This window comes from Phaeobacter sp. G2 (genome assembly GCA_025163595.1).
Classification (GTDB): Bacteria; Pseudomonadota; Alphaproteobacteria; order Rhodobacterales; family Rhodobacteraceae; genus Pseudophaeobacter.
On sequence record CP104100.1, the window covers coordinates 2,748,309 to 2,774,734 of the forward strand.

Sequence of the window (26,426 nt, forward strand, 5' to 3'; positions counted from 1 at the left end):
AACACATATCATAGCGGTGTAGGGGCAACCTTCCTCAGAACGGTAAGTGCTGCGAGACGCAAAACGGCGCTTCCCAGGTGGAAAACGCCGTTTCGATAATCACATTACTGTGAGCGGGACTTAGGAAGCTTCGGTGATGAACTTCACAGCGTCGCCAAATGTCTGGATGGTTTCGGCCGCATCATCAGGGATCTCGATGCCAAACTCTTCTTCAAATGCCATGACCAGCTCAACGGTGTCGAGGCTGTCAGCACCCAAATCGTCGATGAAGGACGCGTTTTCGGTCACTTTTTCTTCTTCAACACCCAGGTGCTCTACAACGATCTTTTTTACGCGGTCTGCGACGTCGCTCATGTCATTTCCTCGTTCTTCAGGGCAGTCTGCCCGGTTTTTGCCCTTACCCGCTTGGGGTGGCATGGTTTTGCCCAATGCGGGCGGTTCTGCTCTCACAAACGAGAGCTGCCCGATCGCTTTCCCTTGCGAGGAAAACGTCAGGACGAATATGGGCCGCCTATAGCACAGACCAGCGCAGAGGCAAATGGTTTCGCTGCATCTGCGGTTCCAGTCTATGCCCGGTTTTGGCCGCCCAAGTCGAGCAGATGGCGCCGCCCTGCCCCAAGGACAAGGGGCGGCACCGAAGATTTCTAAAACCCTGTTGAAATCAATACGATATTTACAAAGTTCTAGGGTGTTTTGTGCTTCGATTACCTCGATTCTGCAATGTTTTTTGCAGCAAGCCGAGGAATTATCAAAGCCAAACCCGCCTACAGCATCGCCATGCCGCCGTTCACATGCAGGGTGGTTCCGGTGACATAGGCAGCCTCGGGGCTGGCCAGATACAGCACCGCTGCGGCGATTTCTTTCGAATCTCCCATCCGCGCGGCAGGAATCTGTGTCAGGATGGCGTCTTTCTGCGCATCCGTCAGTTTTTCGGTCATCGCAGTGGCAATAAACCCAGGTGCTACCGCATTCACCGTGATGCCGCGATTGGCGACCTCATAAGCGATGGATTTCGACATACCGATCATCCCGGCCTTGGAGGCAGCATAATTGCCTTGCCCAGGGTTACCGGTGGCGCCCACAATCGAAGAGATGTTTATGATCCGGCCCCAGCGGGCTTTCATCATACCGCGCATCACCCCACGACACAGGCGCATGGTCGAGGTCAGGTTCACGTCCAACACGCTTTGCCACTCTTCATCTTTCATCCGCATAAACAGATTGTCTTTGGTGATCCCGGCGTTGTTCACCAAAATATCAACGCTGCCCATAGCGGCGGCAGCCTGTTTGGGCAGCGCCTCCACCGCCTCTGGATCGCTCAGGTTGCAGGTCAGCACATGGGCGCGCTCGCCAAGCTCGGCTGCCAGTTCCTGCAGCGGGGCCTCGCGGGTGCCAGACAGCGCAACGGTCGCACCCGCTGCATGCAGGCTACGGGCGATGTCGCCACCAATACCACCCGATGCCCCGGTGATCAGGGCCGTCTTACCAGTCAAATCAAACATAACTCTTCCTTTATTTCCGTGTGCAGGACCATCAGAGCCGCGCTCGGCCCCGGTTGCACCGCATTTACGCGCGTGGGGATCAGGCCTCTGTGACGGCTGCAACCGCCTCAGGCGTGCCAAACTGGCGGCAGGTCAGGCTGCGGTCGATCTTGCGGATCATGCCGGACAGGGCCTTGCCAGAGCCAATTTCCCAAAATTCTGTCACGCCTTTGGCGGCCATGGCCTGAACGCTTTCACGCCAGCGCACCGAACCGGTGACCTGTTCAACCAACAGCTGACGGATTTCAGCCGGGTCGCTCACCTCATCAGCGCGCACATTGGCGATCAGCGGCACGGCGGGGCCTTTGATCTCAACCGCTGCCAGGGCCTCTGCCATCACATCCGCGGCGGGCTGCATCAGCGCACAGTGAAACGGCGCCGAGACCGGCAGCATCACTGCGCGTTTGGCACCACGGGTCTTGGCAATTTCTGCGGCCCGTTCCACGGCGGCCTTGTGACCGGAGACAACCACCTGAGTGGGGTCATTGTCATTGGCCGCCTGGACCACTTCTCCCTCGGCTGCAGCCTCGGCGGCCACCTCTTTTACAGTGGCAAAATCCAGCCCCAGAAGGGCAGCCATGGCACCAATGCCTACCGGAACGGCGCTTTGCATGGCTTCGCCGCGGGTGCGCAGCAGGCGCGCAGTATCTGCGATGGAAATCGCACCGGCTGCAGCCAGCGCCGAATATTCCCCCAGCGAATGCCCGGCGACAAAACCCGCATGATCAATTGCAATACCTTCGGCCTGCAGCGCCCGCAGGGCCGCCAAAGAGGTCGCCATCAGGGCTGGTTGGGCGTTCTGGGTCAGGGTCAGGGTCTCGATGTCGCCCTCCCAGATCAATTTGCTGAGATTTTCACCAAGCGCCGCATCGACCTCATCAAAGACAGCCTTTGCGGCCGGATACGTCTCTGCCAATGCCTGGCCCATTCCAATGGCCTGGGCGCCCTGCCCCGGAAATACAAATGCGATCGTCATTAAGGGTCACTTCCTTCGCTATCGTTTTCCCCGGTTTAGACGCAGCCGACCCAACGCACAAGAGAACTGACCCCAGTTCCCAGTTCCGCCGTGATCCCACCCCACCGAAACTGGCCCCTTGGTGGCGGCCAGATTGACACTCGGCGCCGCAGGATCCTGCGGCAGCGGTCCCTATGCACAGACTCTGTTGCACAAACTCTGTTCGCAGGTGGACAGAGCCCCCCATTGCATGGATCTGCTGCAAGACTAAAGTAACAGCAACGCACCTGTTCAAGGAACCAACCCAGTGCCAGCCCAAAACACCACCTCCAGCTATGGCAGCGTCACCAAGAGCTTCCATTGGCTCACAGCGCTCCTGCTGATTTCCGCCTTTCTGATGGGCCTGATTGCCAACGATCTGGCCCATGACATTCAAAGCCCCAGCTTTGATGGCTCTGCCGAGACCCTGTCGCGCGCTGTGCTGCTGTTCTCCATCCACAAGACCATCGGCGTTGCCGCCTTCTTTACCGGGCTGGCCCGCATAGTCTGGGCGCTGTCCCAGCCCAAACCGGGGCTGTTGCACCCTGAAAACAAACCCGAAGCCCTGGCCGCAGAGGTGGTGCACTGGGTTCTTTACGGCGCCATGGTGGCCACCCCTCTGACCGGCTGGATCCACCATGCCGCCAGCACCGGGTTTGCCCCTATCTGGTGGCCCTTTGGCCAGGAGCTGCCTTTTGTGGCCAAGTCTGATGCCACCGCAGCTCTGTTTGGCGCGCTGCATTGGATTTCAACCAAGACGCTGATGGTCACCTTTGGCCTGCATGTAGCGGGCGCGCTGAAGCATGTGGTGATCGACCGCGACGCAACCCTGCGCCGCATGTTGCCCAACTCCGGCGATCTGCCAACACCGCCGGCGCAAAAGCACAGTCTAGTTCCTGCAGCTATCGCAGCAGTGATCTGGGCGGCGGTCCTGACCGGTGGCGTCATGCTGGCGCAGAGCACACCGCATGATCACGATGGCCACAGCCACGCCGAGGCAAGCCCTGCGGCTCAGGCCGGGGCGCAAAGTGAAAACCAGGCCAGCAACGGCACAGGCAACTGGACCGTGCAGGACGGAAAACTCGCCCTGACCATTCAACAAATGGGCAGCAGCGTCAGCGGCTCCTTTGCCAACTGGCAGGCAGATATCACCTTTGACAACCCGGATGCCCCCGGCCCCGCAGGCCAGGTCGCGGTTGAGATCGACATTACCTCCCTCACCCTGGGCACCGTCACAGATCAGGCCATGGGCGCGGACTATTTTGACAGCGCCACCTACCCAAAGGCCCGGTTTGAGGCTCAGTTGGAAAAGCTGGAGACCGGATACCAAGCGGTTGGAGAGCTGACGATCCGTGACAAGACCCAGCCCCTCACCCTGCCCTTCACCCTGCAAATCGATGGCGACACGGCTCAGATGCAGGGCCAGACTGTGGTGAACCGGCTTGATTTTGACATCGGAGCGGGCACCCAAGACGAGGGCACTCTGGGCTTTGAGGTTGTTCTGGATATTTCCCTGACAGCCCAACAGACCAACTAACGCCGCGCCCCATTCTTAGACCACCACTCACACCACGCAGCAAACCTCTCCGGGGAAACCTGGGGAGGTTTTCCGTTTTACGGATCGTGGCCTGGCCCATCGGTAGTGGTTAATGGATTGGGGGGCTTGGTACACCTCGACAGCCTGCCATGTCTGCGCCATTCTGACGGGATGTTGGCCTGCATCTCCTATGATACAAACTACACTAGCAAATGGACTGGCCCGCTCTGGCTTGTTTACTCAGTCGCAAACGCCAAGTGGTTCGCGCAGCAAAGCACCCTCGCGCAAGGAAGCGCCGTCTTTTATCTGAAGAACGACGAGCGCCCCGGGGACAGCCTGTTGCGGGTGCTGTGGGAGATCGAAGATCACCACCCAAAAGTTGCGGACATCCAGATACAGGGCCTCGCACTCTCAACCGCCGAATTCAACGCACTCTCTCCTGGTCTGCAGAATCAGGGGTTTGACATCACAGAACGACCCGCTGGCTTTATCGTCAATCGACGCCACAGCAGCCTTTGAGTGCCACCAGGGTTTCTCACATAAAAAACGCCGCCTCCCTCAGGGAAGCGGCGCCTTCATGTCATTGCTTTCAGCAGGGAAACAGCTGTTACTCAGCTTTCATCGCTTCAACAGAGATCTGCACAGAGACCTCATCGCCTACATATGGCGCAAATTTGCCGAGGCCATAGTCAGACCGCACCAGCGTAGTGGTGGCATCAAAACCAGCCCAGGGCTTACCTGCCATTGGGTGATCGCCAACCTGGTTCAGGGTTGCGTCCAGAACCACGGATTTGGTGACGCCATTCAGGGTCAGATCGCCGGTGATGTGAGCTGTGGTGTCGCCTGTCACTTCAATCTTGCTGGAGGTGAAGGTGATCTGCTCGTCGCCCTCGGCGCCAAAGAAATCAGCGGACATGAAGTGATCAAACCGCGCCTGCCAGCCGGTCAACATGGAGTTCAGCGGCATGGAAACGGAAACACTGGAGTTTGCAGGGTCTTCCTGATCAAACATGATCTCGCCTTCAAAGCCCGAGAACATCCCAACGCCGGTCGAGAACCCGAGGTGGTTGTAGCTGAACACGATCTGGCTGTGGCTGGAGTCCAGGACATACTTCTCGGGGGCAGCAAAGGCTGCGGTTGTGCTCAGGCCGACAAGTGCTGCAGCAGCAAGGATCTTTTTCATTAGTTTTCGCTCCGTTGGTGAAGAGTGGTGTTTCAGTGTGGTCAAAACTTGTGAGCTTAACCTGTGGTCTGGGCGGCCAAATTGAAACCGGCATTTTCCAACATCATCTGTTGAGAAAAGAACAAAGGCCCTGCGCGGTGACGCAGAGCCCCTTATTTATCAAGGTTTCCCGGAGGGAGGGATCATATCTGCTCACGCAGGCGTGAACAAATCAATTGAACAATTGCACCGCGCCGCTCAGCTGGTCGCGCAATTGGCTGCGCGCCGCCGTGCTGCCAAGGGGAATCTCGATCAGTAGGCTGCCGTCATTTTCAAACAATTGCACTGCTCCGTCATTCAACCGGGCACCGCCAATGGTATCGTAGCTGCGGCGCAGAACCGTTTTGGGCTGCCCATGGGCATCGCAGCGCAGCACCCGCAACTCACGGCGCACCGGATCAAAACAGGCCTCTGGCGGCTGGCTCTGGTTACGGGTGGTCATCAACACCAGGCCGAGCACACAAAACAATACCGAGACACCAACCTTCAGCAGGCTCAGTTCAGGATCGGCAACATTGCTTGGAAACAGCCACAACCCGCTGGCGCTGACCAGTGTGGCAAGTCCCAGACCACGCAGCATAAGGATACGCACTCCCCAATTTGCCTCAAAGCTCAAAACCAGTGGCATCGCCGTCGCCAGGTTTCCAGCGGTGCGCGCGTTGCCCATAAATCTGGAACGGTACTGGTGCCCATAGGGCAGCGGGGCCTGGCTGGAAATGCTCATTATATGCCTCAATCTGCTGAACCGTCACCAACCCGGTGCGGATTAACGTTTTATTAACCAAGCTTGACGCGAGGAATGGGGCGACAATGGGGCGAGAGCTGGGAATTGTTGATTTCCCTTATCTTTTGGTCGACGTATTTGGTAAAACAGCATCTCACCCAGCCCTGCAATTGCCGCGGCAGCTGATGTTGCCCGCCTGAGATGTCTTTGTGACCTATTTCACCTTGCTCTTTGCGTCAAAGCAGCTATATGAGGCCATCCTTCCGCGACACATTCGATCCGCGCAGACTCTCGTGACAGGGCAGCGGAAGGCTCAACCGCCCGGTCTATGAAATGCGCCTTGAAACAAACTGGAGTTCGCATGCCCCTCTATGAGCATGTTATGATTGCGCGTCAGGATCTGTCCAACTCGCAAGCTGAAGGTCTCGTCGAACATTTTGGTGCCGTATTGGCTGACAACGAAGGTAAGCTCGTTGACAGTGAATACTGGGGCGTCAAAACGATGGCCTACAAGATCAACAAAAACCGCAAGGGCCACTATGCCTTCCTGCGCACCGATGCACCTGCAGCGGCTGTTCAGGAAATGGAACGCCTGATGCGCCTGCATGATGACGTGATGCGCGTTCTGACCATCAAGGTCGACGAGCACGCCGAAGGACCTTCGGTCCAGATGCAGAAACGTGACGAACGCGACACCCGTCGCGAGCGCCGCTGATCTAGCTTGAGAAAAGGACGCTAAACCATGGCAGCCAAACCATTTTTCCGCCGTCGTAAAGTCTGCCCCTTCTCGGGCGACAACGCGCCAAAGATCGATTACAAAGACACCCGTCTTCTGCAGCGCTACATCTCTGAGCGTGGCAAGATCGTACCTTCGCGTATCACCGCCGTTTCGGCAAAGAAGCAGCGTGAACTGGCCCGTGCTATCAAGCGCGCCCGCTTCCTCGCCCTGCTGCCCTATGCTGTTAAGTAAGGAGACCTGAGCAATGCAAGTTATCCTTCTTGAACGTGTGGCCAAGCTGGGCCAGATGGGCGACGTTGTAGACGTCAAACCCGGGTTTGCCCGCAACTTCCTGCTGCCCCAGGCGAAAGCCAAGGTCGCATCGGAAGCCAACCTGGCCGCCTTTGAAGAACAGAAAGCGCAGCTGGAAGCACGCAATCTGGAAACCAAGGCAGAAGCCGCCGCTCTGGCTGAAAAGCTGGACGGTCAGCAGTTCGTCGTGATTCGCTCCGCTTCGGATGCCGGTTCGCTTTACGGTTCTGTCACCACTCGTGACGCCGCCGATGCCGCCAGCGAAGCCGGGTTCTCGGTCGACAAAAAGCAGGTTGTTCTGATCGATCCGATCAAAGACCTCGGCCTGCACACCGTTTTGGTCAAACTGCACCCAGAAGTCGAAGCTCAGATCAAACTGAACGTAGCCCGTTCGGCCGAAGAAGCTGAGCTGCAGGCCTCTGGTAAATCGATCCAGGAGCTCGCTGCCGAAGAGGAAGCAGCTGCTGAATTCGAAATCTCTGAACTGTTTGACGATATCGGTTCTGCCGCATCTGACGACGATGACGAGGGCGATGCCCCCGCAGCGGCAGCTGACGAAGAGTCTGCAACCTGATCAGCTCTTTGATCAGACATCAATTAGAAAAGGCCATGCCCCTGCGGTGTGGCCTTTTTTCTTTTGGGCTGGCTCAATCCACTGCCCCGCCCTACGCTGGGGCGGTGTCACCTTTGGATTGTAGGGAGCAAAGCAGATGAATAGCCGAATTTTGACGGGTCTTTGTGGTGGTTTACTTGTCCTGGCAGTCTCCGCCTGCGACACCGTTCCGTTGGAGGCACCGCTGCAGGTCAGTGGCGCTCTGCCAAGTGGGTATGCCAATGATGAGGCCCAGTGCCGCGCCGAGGCCCGCCGTGTTGGCCAGGGCCATATCGGCAAGACCGCAGCCATCGTCGGGACAGGTGGCGCCCTGGGCGGTGCGCTTGAAGGCCACGACAAGGCACTGGCAGGGGCCGTCGTCGGGGCGGCCGTTGGAGCTGCGATTGGCGATGCCGAGGTCAAGCAGGCGCAGCGCAACTACCTGGTCCAATGTATGCAGCAGCGCGGTCACCCCGTAACGGGCTAGGGGATCAGAGCAGTTGATCGGCGCCTCCCGCAGAAGCACGCCATTCCCAGCCCCTCGCCCAGAGGGGCCGCTCTTCGAAGGCAGGTGGCCTAACTGTCCTCTTCCGGCAGATGTTCCAGAATGTCGCCGGGCTGGCACTCCAGAAACTGGCAGATCGCATCCAGCGTTGCAAAGCGCACGCCCTTGACCTTGCCGGATTTGAGCAGGGACAGATTGGCCTCGGTGATGCCAACCGCCGCGGCCAGTTCCCGGGATTTCACTTTGCGACGGACCAGCATCATATCAAGGTTCACACGGATCGGCATGCCTATCCCCTTATAGGAACTGGTTGTTTTCGTCTTCAATCTCTGCCGCGCGTGTCAAGGTCTCTGACAAGGCGACCATCACCACCGCGAGAACCAGAAACACTGTTTCGATCTCAAATGGGGACCATTCAATGTCCATAAGATCAGGTGCGACACGTCCCATCGACAGGGTCAGCGGCACCAGGTTCATAAAGGCATAGAGCCCCACCCACATCAGGGTCAGACCAACACCGCAAAGACGCAGCCGGTGCGCCAAGGCGCGAAACAGATGCGTACGCCCCAGTTTCAGCAACAGATGTGATTGCCAAAAGGTCATCAGCAGTCCGCCGACCACAACGACAGCAAAAAACAATCCCAGAGCGATGCCAATCGACGACGGGGCAAAATCCTGCGGCGGGAAATCTGCCAGCTCCCAGATCTCGTCATAGTTTCCGATCATCACCAGGCTACAGATCAGCACCATATAGGCCACCATCAGAACGCTGGTCACCCCCATTAGTATTCGTGCGACCAAGGCCATCGGCTTTCCCTTCCCATTTCCGTCCCGTCTTGCGGTCATCGCAGCCGACACCGTCGATGGCAAGAATTTTTTGTTTAACTAGTACTTTTTATCGTTTTACAGAAATTTCTTGTTGCAGATTAAAAATTCCCTCCTATGTTCCAGGCCGATCGCAACAGCAGGCAACCTGCTGCTGAATTTCAAACAAGGACTCTGGTAATGACCGACAAATTTGTGACCCCAAAACTGATCCTGACCGCCGCCGTCACCGCCCTGGGCCTAGGCGTGAGCGCCTGCGGCCTGTCGCCGGCCGCGCAACCGCTGCGCACCAGTGGCCCGATCTCAGCCAGCTACAACAGTGATCTGGTGGATTGCCGCCAAATCGCGATGCGATACGACAATGAGCTGACATCAGAAGGGGCCATGATCGGCGCTTTGATTGGTGCCGCAACCGGCGCCGGGGAATCCCACGAGGATGCCATTGCCGGAGCCGCCATTGGCGGGCTGATCGGCGCCGCAGAAGGCACAATGGACAAGGAAGAAAAGCAACGCGAGATGATCATTCGCTGCATGCAGAACCGGGACCATCCCGTAATCGGCTAACCCCGCCCCGCGTCTGAATGAGTAAGTTCCCGCCGATCTAGGCGGGGCTTTCTTTCCTTTCCCAAGGGAATGCCTAGGATGCCCCAATGCCCCCCCGACACTTCATTCCAACTGGTGGATTTCTCTGCATGATGACATTCAGAAACAGCGGCAAAACTATGATTCTTTTGCTGAGCTTGGCCGTGCCGCTGGCATCCACAGCCTGCAGCCCGGTCAAACCAGGTGGGGCAGGAACCCAAATCACCCCGCCGCTTTACCCTAATGAAACACCGCAACTGCGGCAAAGCATCAACCATTGGGCAGACCACTATGAGGTTCCGCGCGCCCTGGTACATCGCCTGGCAATCCGCGAAAGCACCCATCGCCCCAAGGCCATCAACCGCCCCTACTATGGCCTATTGCAGATCCTGCCGGCCACCGCACGTTCCATGGGCTTTTCCGGCGCGCCGAAGGACTTGCTGGATGCGGATACAAACCTTGAGTATTCGGTGAAATACCTGCGCGGCGCCTGGCTCTTGTCGGATGGCAGTTTTGATACTGCGGTCAAACACTATTCGCGCGGCTACTACTACGAGGCGAAACGGCGCGGCATGTTGAAAGAGACCGGATTGGTGAAATAACCCGCCCCCCGGTTCAACAAGCTGTGGTCGGTGCTGTGGCTCAAATTCGCCGGGACACCTGTCATTTTGCTGTTATCGTTACCGGATAGCTACGCTGCAAACTGACACTGGGAGTTTCTTCATGCCGATCTCACTTGACCGCCGGTCTTTTCTCGCTGGCAGCGCCGGCTTCATCGCGCTGCACCCGTTTTCTCTGCAGGCCGCCTCGAACCAGATGCATCTGCGATTGATGGAAACCACCGACCTGCATGTGCATGTCTTTCCGTATGATTATTACGCCGACAAACCCCGCGATACGGTAGGGCTGGCCCGCACCGCCTCGATCGTCAATGACATCCGGGCAGAGGCCACCAATGCGCTGTTGCTGGACAATGGCGATTTCTTGCAGGGCAACCCGATGGGGGACTACATCGCCTATGAACGCGGAATGCGCGAAGGCGATCTGCATCCAGTGATTGCCGCAATGAATACCGTGGGCTTTGATGCCTCGACACTGGGCAATCACGAGTTCAACTATGGCCTTGATTTCCTGATGAAATCCCTTGCCGGAGCGCAGTTCCCGGTGGTCTGCGCCAATATCGCCAAAGAAACCGGGGCTGGCCCGCGTGACGATAAAACCCTACTGCCCCCCTATGTGCTGATGGACCGCGAACTGACCGATGGTGCCGGCGCTAAACATGCGATCAAAATTGGCCTCATTGGCTTTGTGCCGCCGCAGGTGATGAACTGGGATCGCCGCCATCTAGAAGGTAATGTCCAGGCCCGTGATATCCTGCAGGCCGCACGTGCCTATGTGCCGGAAATGAAGGAGAAAGGCGCCGATATTATCATCGCTCTGTCCCACTCTGGCATTGGCGGGGGACAGGAAACTGATGGCATGGAGAATGCCTCATTGGTGCTGGCTGGTGTGGACGGCATTGACGCCATCATGACCGGCCATAGCCACCTGGTGTTTCCCTCCTCCAAATATGACGGGCTGGATGGTATCGACGTGGCCAAAGGGACCCTGCAGGGCAAACCCGCCACCATGGGCGGCTATTGGGGCAGCCACCTGGGGCTGATTGATCTGATGCTGGAACGCGACGCAGGTGGCTGGCGCGTTGTCGGCCATGCCGCTGAAGCCCGCCCCATTTCCAAACGGAATGAGGATCGATCAATCACCGCGCTGGTGAAAAGCGACGCACAGGTGCTGGCCTCTGTCGCCCAGCAGCACGAGGAAACCCTGGCCTATGTGCGCCGCGCGGTGGGGAAAACCGATGCGCCGCTGCATAGCTATTTTGCCCTGGTTGCCGATGACCCTTCGGTGCAGATCGTGTCGATTGCACAAAGCTGGTACATCGCCCAGATGCTGAAGGGCACCAAATACGAAGGCCTGCCAATTCTATCAGCCGCAGCCCCGTTCAAGGCTGGTGGCCGTGGCGGGCCTGAGTATTTCACCGATGTGCCAAAAGGCGATGTGGCGATCAAGAATGTCTCGGACCTATATCTTTACCCCAACACCGCCCGCGCGGTTCTGGTGACCGGCGCCCAGGTCAAGGACTGGCTGGAGCGTTCAGCCGGCATGTTCAATCAGGTAGAGCCGGGCAAGGCAGACCAGATCCTGCTCAACCCTGACTTCCCAAGCTACAATTTTGATGTGATGGACGGGGTGCGCTACCAGATCGACCTGAGCCAGCCGTCAAAATTCAGCAGCAAGGGCGTTCTGCAGAACCCAGAAGCCAATCGTATCGTCAACCTGACCTTCAACGGCGCGCCAATCGACCCAGCGGCCAAGTTCATCATTGCCACCAACAACTACCGTGCCGGCGGCGGCGGCGATTTCCCCGGCGCTATGGGGGACACCATCGTCTTTGAAGGGCCTGACACCAACCGCGATGTGATTGTGCGCTACATTGTGGAGAAGGGCACCATCAGCCCCCGCGCCGATGCCAACTGGAGCTTTGCGCCCCTGCCCGGCACCAGTGTTCTGTTCGATACCGGCCCCAAAGCAAGCGACTATGCCAAGGATGTTCAGGGTGTCACCCTGTCAGCCGCAGGCGACGGTCCCGATGGTTTTGCCCGCTTCCGCATTGACCTCTAGTAGGGTCGACCGTCCGGGCGGCTGACCCCGCCAGTAAACAAAATAGAAAAGGGCCCGCAGATCTGGCGGGCCCTTATTATTTATCAGGTGCAATCCTGGATATCAGCAACCGCCCTACGCCCGGATGCCATCCGTCCCGGTTGCAGCCATCATCGGCGCGACCTCGGCGACACTGTCCCAGCTCTCTGTCGTCTCAACATCCCGCAGCGCAGTTGCCACTGCAGCCGCAGGGCTGGCATCCGCACCCAAGGAGCGGGGTTGATGCGAGATCTGAAAATTCCCCATCAAATCAGCGAGTTTTCCCGCATCCGTTTTGAGCAATATACTGGCCGCTGTGGCCTCTTCCACCATCGCGGCATTTTGCTGCGTCACCTGATCAAGTTGAATCATGCCAGTATTGATCTCGTTAAGCCCTGTGGACTGTTCGACGGCACCTTCGGCAATATCGGAAACCTGTGTCGAGATCCGGCTCACCTGTTCAACGATGGTTTGCAGCGCGTCGCCCGCCTGCCCCACCAGATCCACGCCCTCACCGACCTGTTTGCCGCTGTCTTCTATAAGCGTTTTAATCTCCATCGCTGCAGCCGAAGAACGCTGAGCCAGGGCACGTACTTCGCTCGCCACCACGGCAAACCCACGCCCCGCCTCACCAGCACGGGCGGCTTCCACCCCGGCATTCAGCGCCAGCAGATTGGTCTGAAAGGCGATGTCATCAATCACAGAAATAATCTGCGCAATGCTTTGAGAGGAGCTTTCGATTTTGGTCATCGCCGCGACCGCTTTTTGAACCACAACATCGCTGCTTTCAGCCTCGACGCGGGCCGCCTCCATGGTCTGTTCGACCGCTTTTGCCCCTTCGGCGGCGGATTTCACCGACTGTGTCAGCTCATCCAAGGCAGCCGCGGTTTCTTCCAGGGTTGCCGCCTGGCTCTCGGTGCGATGGGACAGGTCCGTCGAGGCCTGGCTGATCTCAACGGCGCCATTACCGATACTGCTGGAGGTGGCCATAACGTCTCCAACGATGCTCTTTAGGGTAATGACGGTCTGATTGAAATCACCGCGCAGCTTTTCATATCCCTCTGGGAACTGCTCCTCAATCTGTACCATAAGATTGCCATCCGACAGCTGCGACAACACCCGGCTCAGGTGCTCTACCATCTGGTTCAGCTCTGCATCACGGCCTTCGGCCTTTTTCTTTTCCAGAGCCTGCATTTCGACCAGCGCATCGCGGAAAACATCCAACGCCCGGGCCATCTGGCCAATCTCGTCACCCCGGTCCTGCCCCTGGATCTCGACCGTGTTGTTCCCATCGGCCAGACCTTTCATCGACACCGTAATGCGATTGACCGCGCGGGCCAGGCTGCCGCCCACGATCAAGGCAAAGGCACCGCCCAGCAGAATGGCCACAAAAATCGCTGCAGGAATCATGGTTTGGGTCAGCGCTGAAATTTCAGCGTTTTCAGCCTGGCGCGCCCGCATCGTGGTAAGTACCTCAGCTTCGAAAGAAGCCATGATTTCGGAAAACTCTGCAAAATAGGCAGCACCGCGCCCCTCGGCAACAAAATCAGCCATATCATCCATGGTCTTGGCATCGCCAATTTCACGGCGCAGCGCCAGCAGGGGCTCAACCGCCTGTTGACGCCAATCCGCTATGATCTTTGCCAATTTGGTGATGCGGATCTCCTGCATCAGGCTCTCACTGGATTTCTCAGTCAGGCTGGCGACCAAGCGATCAAAAGTCTCGATGCCGATGTTATACGGCTCCAGAGAAGCCTCTTCTCCGGTCAACAGATAGCCGCGCATGCTGGATTCCATATCCACAGCAACCGCCAAGAGATCCTTGGCCTCACTGATGATTGAATGGGCCTGTTCAACGGCAATCAGCGAACTGTTCATGAAATCTGGGCTGGCAATGCCAGTTTTAACCATGGTCATAAAAACCTGACGGCGATCAGCCAGACGAACCTCTTCCTCTTCGATGAATTGTTCGATTTCAGAGCGAAACGCCTCGAAGAACACTGTCCCCTTGGCCGTCTTAACCTCTGAGGCCATGTCATTCATGGTCATGGCATCGCCAATGTCACGTCGCAGGTTGATGGCCTGTTCAGCAACATCGGACTGCCAGGCGCGCAGTGTGTTTTCAGCCTCGCTCAAACGCTCTGCCATCGCGGGATCGTCACGGACGGAGACAGACAGCTCCTCTAGGGCGGCAAAGGTCTCGGCCGAACCTTTTTCATAGGGTTCCAGATAGCGTTCTTGACCCGCCAACTCATAGCCGCGCAGACCTGCCTCCATCTCAAACGCCGCTGCGTTGAGGGTCGCAACCTGGTCCATAATTTGCTGCGAATGATCGACCTTATGAGAGGTCGCTTCCATCCGTTGCAGATCATAAACCGCCAATGCGCCTACTGCAGCAATGAGAGCCAAAGGAAACAATGCCACAGACATGACCTTTGTTTTGGTCTTCGCATTGGCAGGAGAAAATCTCCGCAATCTCTTCGCAGAACTAGCAACCATCGTTTCATCCCGTGTGAATCAATATGGGATTCACGATCAGATAAAAGAATTACGATAGTCTTATTTACCGCAAGGGTTGTGAAGATATTTTTCCATTACGAAATTAGCATGAGCCCAAAATCCGAAACATCAAACAGTTCTATTATTTTAAAACAAAAAAGGGCCGCCCAAAAGGCGACCCCGTAATACTCAAAAGGATTGAGTTTATTCTTCTTCCAGCGCCTCGACAGCTTTTTGAAGTTCCTCTTTGGAGACTTCTTTTTCAGCGACAGTGGCCTGATCAAACAGGTGGTCGATGACTTTGTCTTCAAACAAAGGCGCGCGCAGCTGCTGCTGCATCTGAGCGTTCTGCTGGATGAATTCAAAGAACTGACGTTCCTGACCTGGGTACTGACGGGCCTGTGCCATGATGGCCTGGGTCATTTCCGCATCGGTCACTTCGACCTCGGCTTTTTGGCCCAGCTCTGCCAGCAGCAGGCCGAGGCGAACGCGACGCTCAGCCAGGGCGGTGTGCTCTTCGGTGGTTTCGATTTCGCCGTGATCGTGGCCTTCGACCTCTGGGTGATCCTCGTGCCACAGCTGATGCGAGATCTGCTTGGCTTCGGCTTCGACCAGCGATGGGGGCAGATCAAAGGAGACCAGCTCGTCCAGTTTGTCCAGGGTGGCGCGTTTCATCACAGCACGGGCTGCACCGGCATATTCAGATTCGAGACGCTCGCGGATCTGACCCTTCAGAGCCTCCAGATCTTCGGCGCCGAATTTCTTGGCCATCTCGTCGTTGATCTCGGCCGCTTTAGGCGCCTTGACCTCTTTGATGGTGCAAGAGAACACGGCTTCTTTGCCCGCCAGGTGCTCGGCCTGATACTCTTCGGGGAAGGTCACGGAGACGTCTTTTTCGTCGCCAGCCTTGACGCCAACCAGCTGCTCTTCAAAGCCGGGGATGAAGGAATTGGAGCCCAGAACCAGTGGGTAATCGTCAGCCGCACCGCCTTCAAAGGCTTCGCCGTCAACCTTGCCCAGGAAGTCGATGACAACCTGGTCGCCGTCCTCAGAAGCCGCTGCTTCATCGCGGGCTTCGAATTCCTGGGCGTTTTCAGCCAGGTTTTCCAGCGCTTCGGTGACAGCTTCGTCTTCGGCTTTCACAACCAGCTTTTCAAGGGTCACACCAGACAGGTCGACCTCAGGAATTTCTGGCAGCGCTTCATAGGACATATCAACGGCAACGTCGTCGCCTTCTTTCCAATCTTCATTGGTCATCTTGACGTCGGGCTGCATCGCGGGACGGTCACCGGTTTTTTCGAAGTGCTCGTTCATGGCACCATCGATGGTTTCCTGCATGGCTTCGCCGATCATGCGCTGGCCAAACTGCTTTTTCAGCAGCGCCATAGGCACCTTGCCTTTGCGGAAACCTTTCATTTCGATTTCCGGCTGGGCTTCGACCAGCTTTTCATTGACCTTGGCGTCCAGCTCGGCCGCCGTAACCGTGATGGCGTAGCCGCGTTTCAGACCTTCGTTCAGCGTCTCGGTGACCTGCATGTTATACCCCATAGAGATTCGGAGCGCGTGCGCAGGCACCGCCCCCAGACAATTTGTGGCCTTCTATTGTTACTGGCGGCGCGGTGCAAGAGCCATTGCCGGTTTCCCCCTCTCAAAGGCGCAATTCGTTAGGAATTTTTTTATCTTCCCACAAAAAAACACGCCCCCAGGAAGGGGACGTGCGTGTTGTTTTGAAAACCGAGCTGAAGACCCGAGGGGAAAATCTGTCTTCAGAACTTCCAGCGCGCGCCGGCCAGGATCACATTTGCATCCTGATAGGCGGTGGCTGAAGTATCCGCGTAGGAGTAATCGCGGTAGGCAATGTAGGTTTCCACGTTGAAACGGTCGATTTTTTGAACCGCAGCAATCCCCCAGGATTCAGAGGAATCGCCTGCTGTTACCTGATCGGAGCCATCATAGTAATCCACCGAGAAGGAGGTTTTGCCTGCAGCGATGAGATCAGCGGAATAGCCCAGCTTGGCATAGGTGTAGGTGCCAGCGATATCGCGTTCACCCGCAGCCAACGCCAGGGAGATACCTGTGTCTTTGTGCAAAAGCGCAACAGAGCCGGAGATGTCACGGCTGTCCTGTTTGCCGGTTTCCTCGGTCCAGGCCGCAGCAAGCCCTGCGTCCAGAGCAAAGGCGCCCAGCTCATCATTGCTGTAGCGAACCGCAATGTCGTAGGTTTCGCGGTCGTTGTTGGTTTTCAAAATATCGGTCCCGTAGGAAGCCGAGAAGGTGAAACCGCCATAGTTGGTGCTGTCATAGCGCACACGACCCAGACGCGGACCGTCGTATGTCGCAGTAACATCGCCCACGGACACGCCGGTCAGGTTACCGGCACCATCGCGGAACAGGTAACCACCGCCGATGTCAGCGATCGACGCGTTGGCGCCAAGACCGGTTCCAGAGTAGTCTGCGCCGGTGATGCCGTCAGAGGCCATCGAACCCTGACCAGCCGAGAAGGTACCGTATTTTGCGGTTTCAAACTGCAGATCAACGTGACGCAGGTTGGTGCGGCTCCAGCTGGTAACATCCCCTTTGGAGGTCTGGTCAGTGCCATCGGAGGCACGGAAACCAAAGGCCGTTTCGAAACGGAACTTCAGGGTGTTCTCGCCAAAGGCTTGTTCAACCCAGAAACCGATCCGCGAGTTCGACGAGGAGTTGTCAGACAGGCGGTTGTACTCTTCGACGCCATCGTCGAAAGACTGGAAGGATGGGTTAAACTGACCATACCAGCGGAAGCTACCGCCGTTGTCATTGGTGTAGGTGGGGCCCGCAAATGCCGGGGCTGCGAGCAAAGCTGCGGTAACAGCCGCGCTGCTGCGCAATACGAATTTGGTGCTCATGGATCTAGAGTCTCCTGGTTGAACGTATGTGGCCCGTACTCCCCCCATCCCAGGGATCCGTTCCTCGCCTGACATATAACAATCAGTTTTTTTGGCGCGCAGTCTTGAAATTAATTTCGCTTTGCCAGGGGACAGAAATTGGCAATATTTTGCTTTCTTGCCAATATATTCGGTCACTTTTTGCAAATGCCAAACACAGTTAAGTGAACTATGTCACTTAGCGCCTGCGCTCAGAACAAAGCAGCATTGCGCCCAGCGAGACGCACTGTGATTTGATAAGTCTTTTTTCGCCGATCACGGAATCGTTTTGTTTTCCCACAACGGTAAGTGCCCCGTTTCTTTGGCCCTGCGCTGCGCTTTATTTCAGCCGGTTCAGGCAAAAAAACATCAACCGTCCTTTGGATCCGGTTTCGACAGGATCTCTGCCACCGCCGCCAATCTGGCATTTGCACAGGCCCGCCCCTGGGCTTCGGCAATGATCGCTTTGGCAAGGGCGCCTTCCGTGCGTGGCAGCGGGCCTTGATATCCGGCACAGGGGCGCAACAGGTCGGGCGGTACCGGATGCGGGGCGAGAATGACCCTAGGGGCGGGTTTGGTACAGGCGCTCAGCAGTATGGCCAAGCAGAGGTGACAAAGGCGCATCCTGGCCCTCCATCCGTTGCAGATCATTGGCAATCCCAGACCAGCGCCGCGCCGCGTCTTCGGCACGGGCCAAATGGGCGCGGTGAATGCGCGCGGCCTCTTGTGCGCGGTCCAGCTCAATCAGGGCCGTGGACAACTGTCTTTGCAGCTGTCCCAGTTCAGCACTCAGCCGGGTTCGCTCCTGCATTAGCCGCCCGCCCCACAGGACCAGTAACGCGCCCCCCAGTGCCACCGCCAGAACAGGCAGATTGCGCAGCAGCCAGACCAGGGTCATCTGGCGTCTTTCAGAGCTGCATGGCACATTTCCATTTCCGAAAACCGTCGCCGGGTCAGGCCACGCCAGACCTTGCCACCTGCCCGGTTCCAGCGCGGCAACTCATTGCAGGCCCCCTCCAGGTCCCCGGCATTTGCAAGCCGGAGCAAGGTTGATTGGCAAGCCGCCCTGGCCCCCACATTGTAGGTCCAGGACACCAGGGCAATCTTCATACCCAGCGGCACTGTCACCTTAAGACAGCGATCCAACGCGGCCTCATAGGACAGAATTTCAGCCGCCAGCAACTGGTCGCATTCTGCCTTGCTGTAGCGGTCGCCAGGCGCCACCTGCTGGGTTTTGCCGTAACAGACGGTCCAGACACCAACCACATCGCGGTAGGCCTCCTGGCGCAGCCCTTCCCAACCGCCGATAAAGGCAAGGGCAGTGGAGAGCGCAATACCGCTGCCCGCGATGATCCCCAAACTGCGGTTCCGCATCGCCCCCGCCTCACTGCGACGAAACTCTCTCAGATCCGCAAGCCCCGCCTGAAACACAATCCGCGCCGGAATCGCCAAGGTCTGAAACACCGCCGAGGCCACCGCAAAGTAGACAGGCGACCAACGGGTCATGTCCGGGCTGAGTGTGGCAAAGAAAAACCCAATGAGCGCCACCAGACCAGCCAGAATAAACCAGACGCTCGCAGCTCTGGTGAGCACAGCTCGCCAATTGAAAATGAGCTTCATCCGTTTCCTCCACAAAAATCCAGGTCAGTGACCGGACACTTTAGGGAGCGGGGTTTGAGAGGAGGTAAGCCCTGCGTACGCTGCAAGACGGAGCCAAGACCGGGCCCAAACGGGGCCATGACGGGGCGCATATGCCGCAAGACCAACAGGCGCCCAAGGCAAGAGGCCCGGCCCCAATTCCTGCTGCACGCCCCCAGACCCAAGTCCAAGCAATCCGTGCAGAACAAATCCTGGTCTGGAAAGGGTGCTCAAAAATCGGCAAACAGGTTTTTGTTTCAGTATCCCCAGTGGGTCATTTCAGGCTATGGTGCGTAAAGACAACATAAAAACGGCTCCCCATGACAGACGACATGAGCACTGAAATCCCTGTCACCTATCGCCAAGGCGTTCGCAAAACGCTACGGGCGGTTATTGACCTACTGGCGATCATTGCCGGCCTGGTGGCGGTGGTGAACCTCTTTCGCCTGGGCCAATTTAGCCCCGCCTTTATTGTTACCACCCTACTTCTTGTCTCTCTCAGTATTCTTCCGGCTATTTTCCTGCGTAAGAGCAAATACCTGGCTCTGAGTGGGGGCCTGACCGTTGCCGGGCTTGTCGTCACCAACTTTTTCAGCATGACACACCTTGGGTTGGGTGCGGCAGCCATCTTGGCCTTCCCCTTTTACATGGCTCTCTGTGCGGCCATGTTCAGCCGAAAATTGTCACTCTTGCTCCTGGGGGCCCTCGGCTGCGCCATTGCGCTTATTGCCTATCTGTTTGTCACAGGGGTCCTGGTCTCCCCCGATCCCAAGGTCGCGGAATGGAATCGGGGGGCAGGAAACTGGGTGGTCCTGCTCGTCGCGCTTATGGCCACCAACCTGTTGATCATTACGCTGGTGTCCAATCTCAGTCGCTACTGGAAAGAGACCCAAAATGAGGCAACCGACAAGTCCCAGCAGTTTGAAACCCTGGTCGACTATGCCCCGGACGCCATTGTGATTTATGACATCGAGAAAAACCATTTCATCTTGGCCAATGCCCGGGCGGCAGAGTTCTTTGGTTACGACAGAGACAAATTGGTGCGCGGACTTACCCTGGTGGAACTTAGTCCAGAAAAGCAACCTTCAGGCGAGGAAAGCTCAACACAAGCCCAGCAACACCTACAGGCTGCCCTTAACGGCGAGAGCCCCATTTTCCATTGGCGTCACCTCAAGGCTTCCGGGGAGGAAATCGACTGTGAAATTTCTCTAACCCGTATGCCGCCCTTTCGGCAAAAACTCATCCGGGCCAATATCGCCGATATTTCCAAACGGCTGGCGGATCAAAAGCAACGTGAAGATTTGCAATCACAGCTGGCCGCCTCGCAACGGCTTGAAACCATTGGCCAACTGACAGGAGGGGTGGCACATGATTTCAACAATCTTCTCGCCGTCATCCTGGGCAACCTTGAGTTGCTGCAAGAGGAACCAGACCCCCAAAAGCAGGCAGATTACATAGCCTCCTGTATCGGTGCCACCATGCGCGGGGCGGACTTGACAAGAAGCATGTTGAGCTACGCCCGGCGCACGCCCCTACAGCCGGAGGTGTTGGACCTCAACAAGCTGGTACTGGAAACAAAAAACTGGGCAGGACGCACCCTGCCCTCGCATATTGAGATTGAAACCTCACTTTTGGCACGGCTTTGGAATGTCGAAGTGGACCCCGGCCTTGCCGAAAGCGCCCTGCTGAACCTGATCCTGAACGCCCGCGATGCAATGACGGACAGTGGCAAACTGACCATCGAGACCTCAAATGTCAGGATTGACCACACCTATCAGGACAGTCGCAACGAAGTCCTGAAACCAGGGCGCTATGTGATGATTGCCGTATCCGACACCGGAGACGGCATAGACGCCGAGATCCTGGACAATATCTTTGACCCGTTTTTCACCACAAAATCTTCCGGCGAGGGCTCAGGCCTGGGGCTTTCCATGGTTCTCGGCTTTATGCGCCAATCAGAAGGCACCGCCCAAGTCTATTCAGAGCCTGGCGTTGGCACCACTTTCAAGCTCTATTTCCCTGCCATGGCCCCCGACCCGCGCAAAGCCCCGGCCCATAGCGCAACTGCCGAGGCTGCGACACTCCAGGGCAAACGCATTTTGCTCGCCGAGGATGAGGAAGAAGTGCTGCTGGTTCTGAAATCCATTCTGGAAAAGGCCGGGTATTCTGTGACCACTGCCGCCAGCGGGGATGAGGCCAAAGAGATCTTTGAAGTCGATCAGGAATTTGATCTGCTGCTCACGGATATTGTCATGCCGGGTCAGCTGAAAGGAACCGCCCTGGCGACTGCGCTGCGTGCCATCAATCCCGACCTCCCGGTTGTCTTTATGTCTGGCTACGCGGCCGAGGCCACTGTGCATGGAAACGGCCTGCGCCCAGAAGACATCCGGCTGATGAAACCCATCATGCGCAGTGACTTGCTGGCAGCAATTTCAAAAGCCCTTGGGACAGCTCAGCCGACAGTTCAGCCAGAACCGTAAATTGCTGCAAAATTCTGGGGCGCGTCTCTAGGCCCCTGAACAATCCGCCAAGGCATCCTGCAACACCGCAAGCACCGCCGCTTCGGGCACTTCGGCGGTCACAAAAGCATCGCCAATGCTGCGCGCCAGAATAAAGCGCAGCTGACCATCCACCACCTTTTTGTCTTGCCCCATCAGATCCAGCAGTGTCTGCGCATCCGGCAGAGTACCTGCAATATCCGACAGATCCGTTTTCATCCCCATGGCTTTCAGATGTGCGCGCACCCGGCTTGGGTCTTCCTGGCTGCACAGGCCCAACCGGGCAGAAAGCTCAAACGCCAGCGCACAGCCAATGGCAACGCCTTCCCCATGCAGCAGCCGGTCGGAATAGCCGGTGGCCGCTTCCAGCGCGTGGCCAAAGGTGTGGCCCAGGTTCAACAGAGCGCGATCGCCCTGTTCGGTTTCGTCACGCACCACGATATCGGCCTTCATCTGCACCGAACGGGCGACAGCCTCTACCCGAGCAGCCATATCGCCGGAGGCCAGTTTGGGCCCCATGTCTTCGAGCCAGGCAAAGAACTCGGCATCGCCCAACATGCCGTATTTGACCACTTCACCGTAACCCGCAAGGAAATCCCGCGGCGTAAGGCTGCCCAGAATCTCGGTATCTGCCAGCACCAGGGTAGGCTGGTGAAAGGCGCCAATCAGGTTTTTGCCCTGCGGTGCATTGATACCGGTTTTGCCCCCAACAGAGCTGTCAACCTGCGCCAAAAGCGAGGTGGGAATTTGCACAAACCGCACGCCCCGGCGCAGCACCGATGCCGCAAATCCGGCCAGATCGCCAATCACACCGCCGCCAAAAGCCACCACAACATCGTTGCGCTCCACCTTTTGCTCCAGCAGCCATTCCACTGCGCGGGTGAACTGCGGCCAGCCCTTGGTGCTTTCCCCCGCAGGCAAAGCCAACGATACCATGTCGATCCCGGCGCTGCGCAGCCCCTGCCGCAGGGTTTCAAGGTGCAGATCCGCAACTGTCTCATCTGTCAGAACCGCAACGCGGGGTCGTGTAAGGAAGGGCGCGATCCGCGTTCCAACAGTCTGCAACAATCCAGGCCCGATCACCACATCATAGGACCGCCCCTCCAGGGGGACATGCACGATCTGTTCCATCCTCAGCTCTCCAATACATCGGGGCGAGACCGCAAGGCCTCCAACACCCGGTCCACCATTTCTTCAATCGAGGCCTTGCCGTCCGAGACCACCGCCAAATCCGCCTTGGCATAGAGCGGCACTCTGGCCTCATAAAGCTGCGCCAGGGTGGCGCGGGGATCTGCGGTTTGCAGCAAGGGGCGAGTGTCGCGGTATCGCACCCGATTCCACAACACATCCAGATCCGCCTGCAACCAGATCGACGCCCCATTGCGGGTAATGGTCTCGCGATTCTCCGCCGCCAGAAATGCGCCGCCCCCGGTGGACAGCACGCCACATTCCTCAGTCAGCAGCCGCGCAATCACCTGACGCTCTTTCAATCGAAAGAAGGCCTCTCCATCGCGGGCAAAAATCTCAGGTATTGTCCTATTGGCGGCCGCTTCGATCTCGTGGTCGCTATCTAAAAACGGCACCTGCAGTCGCGCCGCCAAAGCGCGCCCCACGGCCGTCTTGCCAGCTCCCATCATGCCCACCATAACAACGGTCTTTTTCAGTCGCCCAGGCTTAGAAGCTGCGACATCCACTTCGGCTATTTGCTCTTTTTCGCTCATTCTTCCGTGAATGACGTGATATTGCAAAAAAGGCCATATATAACTTGAGCAAAATACAAAGAAGCAGGCAACAGGTGCGCAATGGTGCGATTGATCAAATATCTAGTAATCTTCGGTGTTCTGGCAGTGCTGGGACTGGTGGCCTATGCCTATATCGGCCCCTGGTTCGGAGCAGATTTTAGCGTTCCGGTGCAGGAGATTCGCAAACCGGTGTTGCTAGATGCAGAATAGGCAGCGCCACAAAATCAGACAAAAGGCGGCCCTTTCGGCATTCCTTATCAGCACTTTTTGTGGCGGCCCTGCAATGACGCAGGCCCCACTGACGGTGATTGATTGGCTCGGCCAGCCCGACAGCGCGGCGCCGCTTCCAAGCACGGTCTTGCTGGAGCCCCCGGTCACCGGCAGTGCGGCCCGGCCCGCGATCACCGTAACGCCGCTTCAGGCGCTGTTGCCCTCTATTGGACTGGTGGCGCCCTCTGCCACTGGCCTGCCGATTGATCTGTGGCACGGCAGTGATCCCAGCGATATTGCTGCGCTCATCCGCACCGTTTCCGTGCAGGGCAACCCGGCGATGCAGTCGCTATTGTTTACCCTGCTGCTTTCTGAAAGCCGCCCGCTAAAGCCTCAGGGCGATGTCATATTGCTGGCGCGCCTGGATCGGCTGATCTCGCTGGGCGCCTCTGATCCGGCGCAGGCACTGGTGGAACAGGCAGGCCCGTCCGCCACGACAGCGCGGTTTCGGCGTTGGTTCTTCACCACCCTTCTCAGCGGCGACGAGGACCGGGCCTGCGCCGCTCTGGTTGCAGCCCCGTTTCTGGCGCCGGATTACCGAACCAGCATTTTTTGCGCGGCCCGTCGCAGCGATTGGCCAACCGCAGCTTTGATGTTTGAATCGGCTCACGCGCTTGAGCTGTTGCCAAAGGCGCAGCTGGATCTGCTTGACCGGTTCCTGAACCCCGATGTTTTTGATCTTGCCCCGCCCCTGCCTTTGCCCGACAACCCCGACCCTTTGACCTTCCGGCTCTATGAGGCGATCGGAGAACGGCTCCCGACTGCGCCACTGCCACGGGCCTTTTCGGCGGCAGATTTGCGGGATGTGGCTGGCTGGAAAGCCCAGCTGGAAGCCGCGGAGCGGCTGACCCGTGCCGGGGCTTTGAACCCCAATCAGCTATTGGGTCTCTATACCGATCGCACCCCGGCAGCCTCTGGTGGGATTTGGGACCGGGTCGCGGCCCTGCAACGCTTTGAGGCAGCGCTCAACAGCGCCAACAGCGCCGAGGTGGCCAATGCGCTGCCTGCCGTCTGGCAGGCCATGCAACAGGCAGGGCTTGAAGTTGGATTTGCCGATCTGTTTTCCACCCAGTTGGCGCGTTTCAACCTTAGTGGCGAAGCGGCGAAACTGTCCTGGCGCATTCGCCTTTTGGCACCCACCTATGAAATCGCCTCCCATAGCCCGCCCGATGACAGCCTGGAAAACAGCTTTCTCGCAGCGCTGGCACAGGGGACACCGGGGCAGCCCGGATCCGACCTCAGCGCCCCAGCTGATCCAGCGGGGGAGCCATCGCAGCAGCCGCAAGCAGAAAGCGCGCAGCCCGCAGCCGCAGCGCGCAGTGGTCACACCCCGCTGATGCTGTCGATCATGAAAGGTTTTGACGATGACGCAGAGGTCCCCGTCAAAATCCGCAGACTGTTGGACAATGGTCAATTGGGCGAGGCCATTTTGCGCACAATGGATCTCTTTGCCCGCGGTGCCCAAGGCAATCTTGGCGATCTCAGCAAATCCCTGGCGGCGCTGCGCGCTGTTGGGCTGGAGGACACCGCAAGGCGGGCAACCCTGCAGCTGATGCTGCTGGAACGCGGTTGAATGGCCGCGCCGCGCGATGATCTGCAGTGGATTTCCACCTTTCTCGAGGCCCAGGCGGCTGAGGCCGGGGCCGCGCGCAACACGCTGCTGGCCTATGGCCGGGATCTGAAGGATGCAGCCGGTTGGCTGGCCCACCGTGACAACAGTTTTGCGCAGGCTGCACGGGATGACATCGAGGCCTATCTTATCGCCTGCGACGCAGAGGGGCTGTCCCGCGCCACCCGTGCGCGGCGGTTGTCGGCCATTCGTCAGCTTTACCATTTTGCCTTTGAGGAAGGCTGGCGTACCGACAACCCCGCCATTCAGATCAAGGGACCGGGCCGCGCCAAAAAGCTGCCCCAAACGCTGGAGGTGATCGAGGTTGACCGCCTGCTGGAGGCCGCCCGCCAGACTGGTCGCAAACCGGAGGACCGGCTGCGCAACACCTGCCTGATGGAGCTGCTCTATGCCACTGGCATGCGGGTAAGCGAGCTGGTGTCGCTGCCTGTGGCCTCCGCCCGTGGGGATCCCAATATGCTGCTGGTGCTGGGCAAGGGTGGCAAAGAGCGCATGGTGCCGCTGTCTCCGCCCGCCCGAGAGGCACTGCGGGTCTGGCTGCAAATCCGCGATGAGGGCGAGGAAAAAGCCCAAGCCACGGGAGCGCCGGGATCAAAATTCCTGTTCCCGTCGCGCGGCAAAGAGGGTCATCTGACCCGCCACTGGTTTTATCTGCTGATCAAGGACCTGGCGGTGACCGGTGGCATTGATCCGCAGAAGGTGACGCCCCATACGCTCCGCCATGCCTTTGCCACCCATCTATTGGCCAATGGCGCCGACCTGCGCGCCATTCAGGCGTTGCTGGGCCACGCGGATATCGCCACGACAGAGATCTACACCCATGTGCTGGATGCCCGGCTTAGCGAGTTGGTTCTGCAACACCACCCGCTGTCCCGCCCTGGCGAGGCCAGCCAAAGCCCAACCAGGGGTAAAGCGCTCAAAGATGACTAGGACAGCGCCAGTCGCTGCGCAGATCCCAGCCCCCTTGGTTGCTTTCTGACCGGACTTTCCCGGC

Annotated in this window: 28 protein-coding genes; 13 read left to right on the forward strand and 15 right to left on the reverse strand. The window is 57.9% G+C overall.

What is annotated here, in order from left to right:
- Nucleotides 1–120: 120 nt before the first annotated feature.
- The 3 genes from N1037_13050 to fabD all read right to left on the reverse strand — a co-directional run bounded on the left by N1037_13050 (nucleotide 121) and on the right by fabD (nucleotide 2,517).
- Nucleotides 121–354 carry an acyl carrier protein gene (locus N1037_13050; protein UWS78212.1) on the reverse strand — a complete coding sequence of 78 codons (234 nt, stop codon included), beginning with the start codon at nucleotides 352–354 and terminating at the stop codon, nucleotides 121–123.
- Nucleotides 355–764: 410 nt separating this feature from the next.
- Nucleotides 765–1,502, reverse strand: a complete 738-nt coding sequence (fabG, locus tag N1037_13055; protein UWS78213.1) for a 3-oxoacyl-[acyl-carrier-protein] reductase — start codon at nucleotides 1,500–1,502, stop codon at nucleotides 765–767.
- Between the two features lie 79 nt (nucleotides 1,503–1,581).
- Nucleotides 1,582–2,517 carry an ACP S-malonyltransferase gene (gene fabD, locus N1037_13060; protein UWS78214.1) on the reverse strand — a complete coding sequence of 312 codons (936 nt, stop codon included), beginning with the start codon at nucleotides 2,515–2,517 and terminating at the stop codon, nucleotides 1,582–1,584.
- A 286-nt stretch (nucleotides 2,518–2,803) separates the two neighbouring features.
- Between fabD and N1037_13065 the strand changes: the two genes are divergently transcribed.
- Nucleotides 2,804–4,072 (forward strand): cytochrome b/b6 domain-containing protein, encoded by a 1,269-nt coding sequence (locus tag N1037_13065; protein ID UWS78215.1) that lies wholly within the window; start codon nucleotides 2,804–2,806, stop codon nucleotides 4,070–4,072.
- Nucleotides 4,073–4,198: 126 nt separating this feature from the next.
- Nucleotides 4,199–4,591, forward strand: a complete 393-nt coding sequence (locus N1037_13070; GenBank protein ID UWS78216.1) for a hypothetical protein — start codon at nucleotides 4,199–4,201, stop codon at nucleotides 4,589–4,591.
- 88 nt (nucleotides 4,592–4,679) lie between these two features.
- On the opposite strand, the gene N1037_13075 is transcribed toward N1037_13070, so the two are convergent.
- Together N1037_13075 and N1037_13080 are read right to left on the reverse strand one after the other, a co-directional pair.
- Nucleotides 4,680–5,255 carry a YceI family protein gene (locus tag N1037_13075; protein ID UWS78217.1) on the reverse strand — a complete coding sequence of 192 codons (576 nt, stop codon included), beginning with the start codon at nucleotides 5,253–5,255 and terminating at the stop codon, nucleotides 4,680–4,682.
- Nucleotides 5,256–5,466: 211 nt separating this feature from the next.
- Nucleotides 5,467–6,018 carry a DUF5708 family protein gene (locus tag N1037_13080; GenBank protein ID UWS78218.1) on the reverse strand — a complete coding sequence of 184 codons (552 nt, stop codon included), beginning with the start codon at nucleotides 6,016–6,018 and terminating at the stop codon, nucleotides 5,467–5,469.
- Between the two features lie 361 nt (nucleotides 6,019–6,379).
- On the opposite strand from N1037_13080, the gene rpsF reads away from it, so the two are divergent.
- From rpsF to N1037_13100, 4 genes are all read left to right on the forward strand, one after another.
- On the forward strand, nucleotides 6,380–6,733 hold the full coding sequence (gene rpsF / locus N1037_13085; GenBank protein ID UWS78219.1) for a 30S ribosomal protein S6: 354 nt from the start codon (nucleotides 6,380–6,382) through the stop codon (nucleotides 6,731–6,733).
- A 27-nt stretch (nucleotides 6,734–6,760) separates the two neighbouring features.
- Nucleotides 6,761–6,988 (forward strand): 30S ribosomal protein S18, encoded by a 228-nt coding sequence (gene rpsR / locus N1037_13090; protein ID UWS78220.1) that lies wholly within the window; start codon nucleotides 6,761–6,763, stop codon nucleotides 6,986–6,988.
- A gap of 13 nt (nucleotides 6,989–7,001) precedes the next feature.
- Entirely contained in the window at nucleotides 7,002–7,622 is a 621-nt protein-coding gene (gene rplI / locus N1037_13095) for a 50S ribosomal protein L9 (GenBank protein UWS78221.1), read from the forward strand.
- 136 nt (nucleotides 7,623–7,758) lie between these two features.
- Entirely contained in the window at nucleotides 7,759–8,127 is a 369-nt protein-coding gene (locus N1037_13100) for a hypothetical protein (protein UWS78222.1), read from the forward strand.
- Between the two features lie 89 nt (nucleotides 8,128–8,216).
- Here the strand turns inward: N1037_13100 and N1037_13105 are convergent, their stop codons facing one another.
- Together N1037_13105 and N1037_13110 are read right to left on the reverse strand one after the other, a co-directional pair.
- Nucleotides 8,217–8,432, reverse strand: a complete 216-nt coding sequence (locus N1037_13105) for a helix-turn-helix transcriptional regulator (GenBank protein UWS78223.1) — start codon at nucleotides 8,430–8,432, stop codon at nucleotides 8,217–8,219.
- 10 nt (nucleotides 8,433–8,442) lie between these two features.
- Complete coding sequence (locus tag N1037_13110; GenBank protein UWS78224.1) at nucleotides 8,443–8,952, reverse strand: hypothetical protein; 510 nt, start codon at nucleotides 8,950–8,952, stop codon at nucleotides 8,443–8,445.
- 198 nt (nucleotides 8,953–9,150) lie between these two features.
- On the opposite strand from N1037_13110, the gene N1037_13115 reads away from it, so the two are divergent.
- The 3 genes from N1037_13115 (at nucleotide 9,151) to N1037_13125 (ending at nucleotide 12,234) form a co-directional block, all read left to right on the forward strand.
- A complete protein-coding gene (locus N1037_13115) occupies nucleotides 9,151–9,534 on the forward strand; it encodes a complement resistance protein TraT (protein ID UWS78225.1) in 384 nt (127 codons plus the stop codon).
- A 131-nt stretch (nucleotides 9,535–9,665) separates the two neighbouring features.
- Entirely contained in the window at nucleotides 9,666–10,154 is a 489-nt protein-coding gene (locus N1037_13120) for a lytic transglycosylase domain-containing protein (GenBank protein ID UWS81359.1), read from the forward strand.
- A 121-nt stretch (nucleotides 10,155–10,275) separates the two neighbouring features.
- On the forward strand, nucleotides 10,276–12,234 hold the full coding sequence (locus N1037_13125) for a bifunctional 2',3'-cyclic-nucleotide 2'-phosphodiesterase/3'-nucleotidase (GenBank protein ID UWS78226.1): 1,959 nt from the start codon (nucleotides 10,276–10,278) through the stop codon (nucleotides 12,232–12,234).
- A 114-nt stretch (nucleotides 12,235–12,348) separates the two neighbouring features.
- Here N1037_13125 and N1037_13130 read toward each other — a convergent pair whose 3' ends face one another.
- From N1037_13130 to N1037_13155, 6 genes are all read right to left on the reverse strand, one after another.
- A complete protein-coding gene (locus tag N1037_13130; GenBank protein ID UWS78227.1) occupies nucleotides 12,349–14,682 on the reverse strand; it encodes a CHASE3 domain-containing protein in 2,334 nt (777 codons plus the stop codon).
- Nucleotides 14,683–14,955: 273 nt separating this feature from the next.
- Nucleotides 14,956–16,287, reverse strand: coding sequence for a trigger factor (gene tig / locus N1037_13135; protein ID UWS78228.1), 1,332 nt, complete (start codon nucleotides 16,285–16,287; stop codon nucleotides 14,956–14,958).
- Between the two features lie 230 nt (nucleotides 16,288–16,517).
- On the reverse strand, nucleotides 16,518–17,636 hold the full coding sequence (locus N1037_13140; GenBank protein ID UWS78229.1) for a porin: 1,119 nt from the start codon (nucleotides 17,634–17,636) through the stop codon (nucleotides 16,518–16,520).
- A gap of 387 nt (nucleotides 17,637–18,023) precedes the next feature.
- On the reverse strand, nucleotides 18,024–18,278 hold the full coding sequence (locus tag N1037_13145; protein UWS78230.1) for a hypothetical protein: 255 nt from the start codon (nucleotides 18,276–18,278) through the stop codon (nucleotides 18,024–18,026).
- Nucleotides 18,217–18,552 carry a hypothetical protein gene (locus N1037_13150; protein UWS78231.1) on the reverse strand — a complete coding sequence of 112 codons (336 nt, stop codon included), beginning with the start codon at nucleotides 18,550–18,552 and terminating at the stop codon, nucleotides 18,217–18,219. Before N1037_13150 ends, N1037_13145 begins: the two co-directional genes overlap by 62 nt.
- Entirely contained in the window at nucleotides 18,549–19,274 is a 726-nt protein-coding gene (locus tag N1037_13155; GenBank protein UWS78232.1) for a lysozyme, read from the reverse strand. The genes N1037_13150 and N1037_13155 overlap by 4 nt, the downstream gene beginning before the upstream one ends.
- 350 nt (nucleotides 19,275–19,624) lie before the next feature.
- Here N1037_13155 and N1037_13160 point away from each other — a divergent pair, with 350 nt between their 5' ends.
- Nucleotides 19,625–21,772, forward strand: a complete 2,148-nt coding sequence (locus tag N1037_13160) for an ATP-binding protein (protein ID UWS78233.1) — start codon at nucleotides 19,625–19,627, stop codon at nucleotides 21,770–21,772.
- A gap of 27 nt (nucleotides 21,773–21,799) precedes the next feature.
- Here N1037_13160 and aroB read toward each other — a convergent pair whose 3' ends face one another.
- Both aroB and N1037_13170 read right to left on the reverse strand, forming a co-directional pair.
- Complete coding sequence (aroB, locus tag N1037_13165; protein UWS78234.1) at nucleotides 21,800–22,921, reverse strand: 3-dehydroquinate synthase; 1,122 nt, start codon at nucleotides 22,919–22,921, stop codon at nucleotides 21,800–21,802.
- Between the two features lie 2 nt (nucleotides 22,922–22,923).
- Nucleotides 22,924–23,511: a shikimate kinase gene (locus N1037_13170; protein ID UWS78235.1), complete on the reverse strand. Its 588-nt coding sequence runs from the start codon at nucleotides 23,509–23,511 to the stop codon at nucleotides 22,924–22,926.
- A gap of 81 nt (nucleotides 23,512–23,592) precedes the next feature.
- On the opposite strand from N1037_13170, the gene N1037_13175 reads away from it, so the two are divergent.
- The 3 genes from N1037_13175 (at nucleotide 23,593) to N1037_13185 (ending at nucleotide 26,362) form a co-directional block, all read left to right on the forward strand.
- On the forward strand, nucleotides 23,593–23,742 hold the full coding sequence (locus N1037_13175) for a hypothetical protein (GenBank protein ID UWS78236.1): 150 nt from the start codon (nucleotides 23,593–23,595) through the stop codon (nucleotides 23,740–23,742).
- A 73-nt stretch (nucleotides 23,743–23,815) separates the two neighbouring features.
- Nucleotides 23,816–25,375, forward strand: coding sequence for a hypothetical protein (locus N1037_13180; GenBank protein ID UWS78237.1), 1,560 nt, complete (start codon nucleotides 23,816–23,818; stop codon nucleotides 25,373–25,375).
- Complete coding sequence (locus N1037_13185) at nucleotides 25,376–26,362, forward strand: tyrosine recombinase (GenBank protein ID UWS78238.1); 987 nt, start codon at nucleotides 25,376–25,378, stop codon at nucleotides 26,360–26,362.
- The last annotated feature ends 64 nt before the right edge of the window (nucleotides 26,363–26,426 follow it).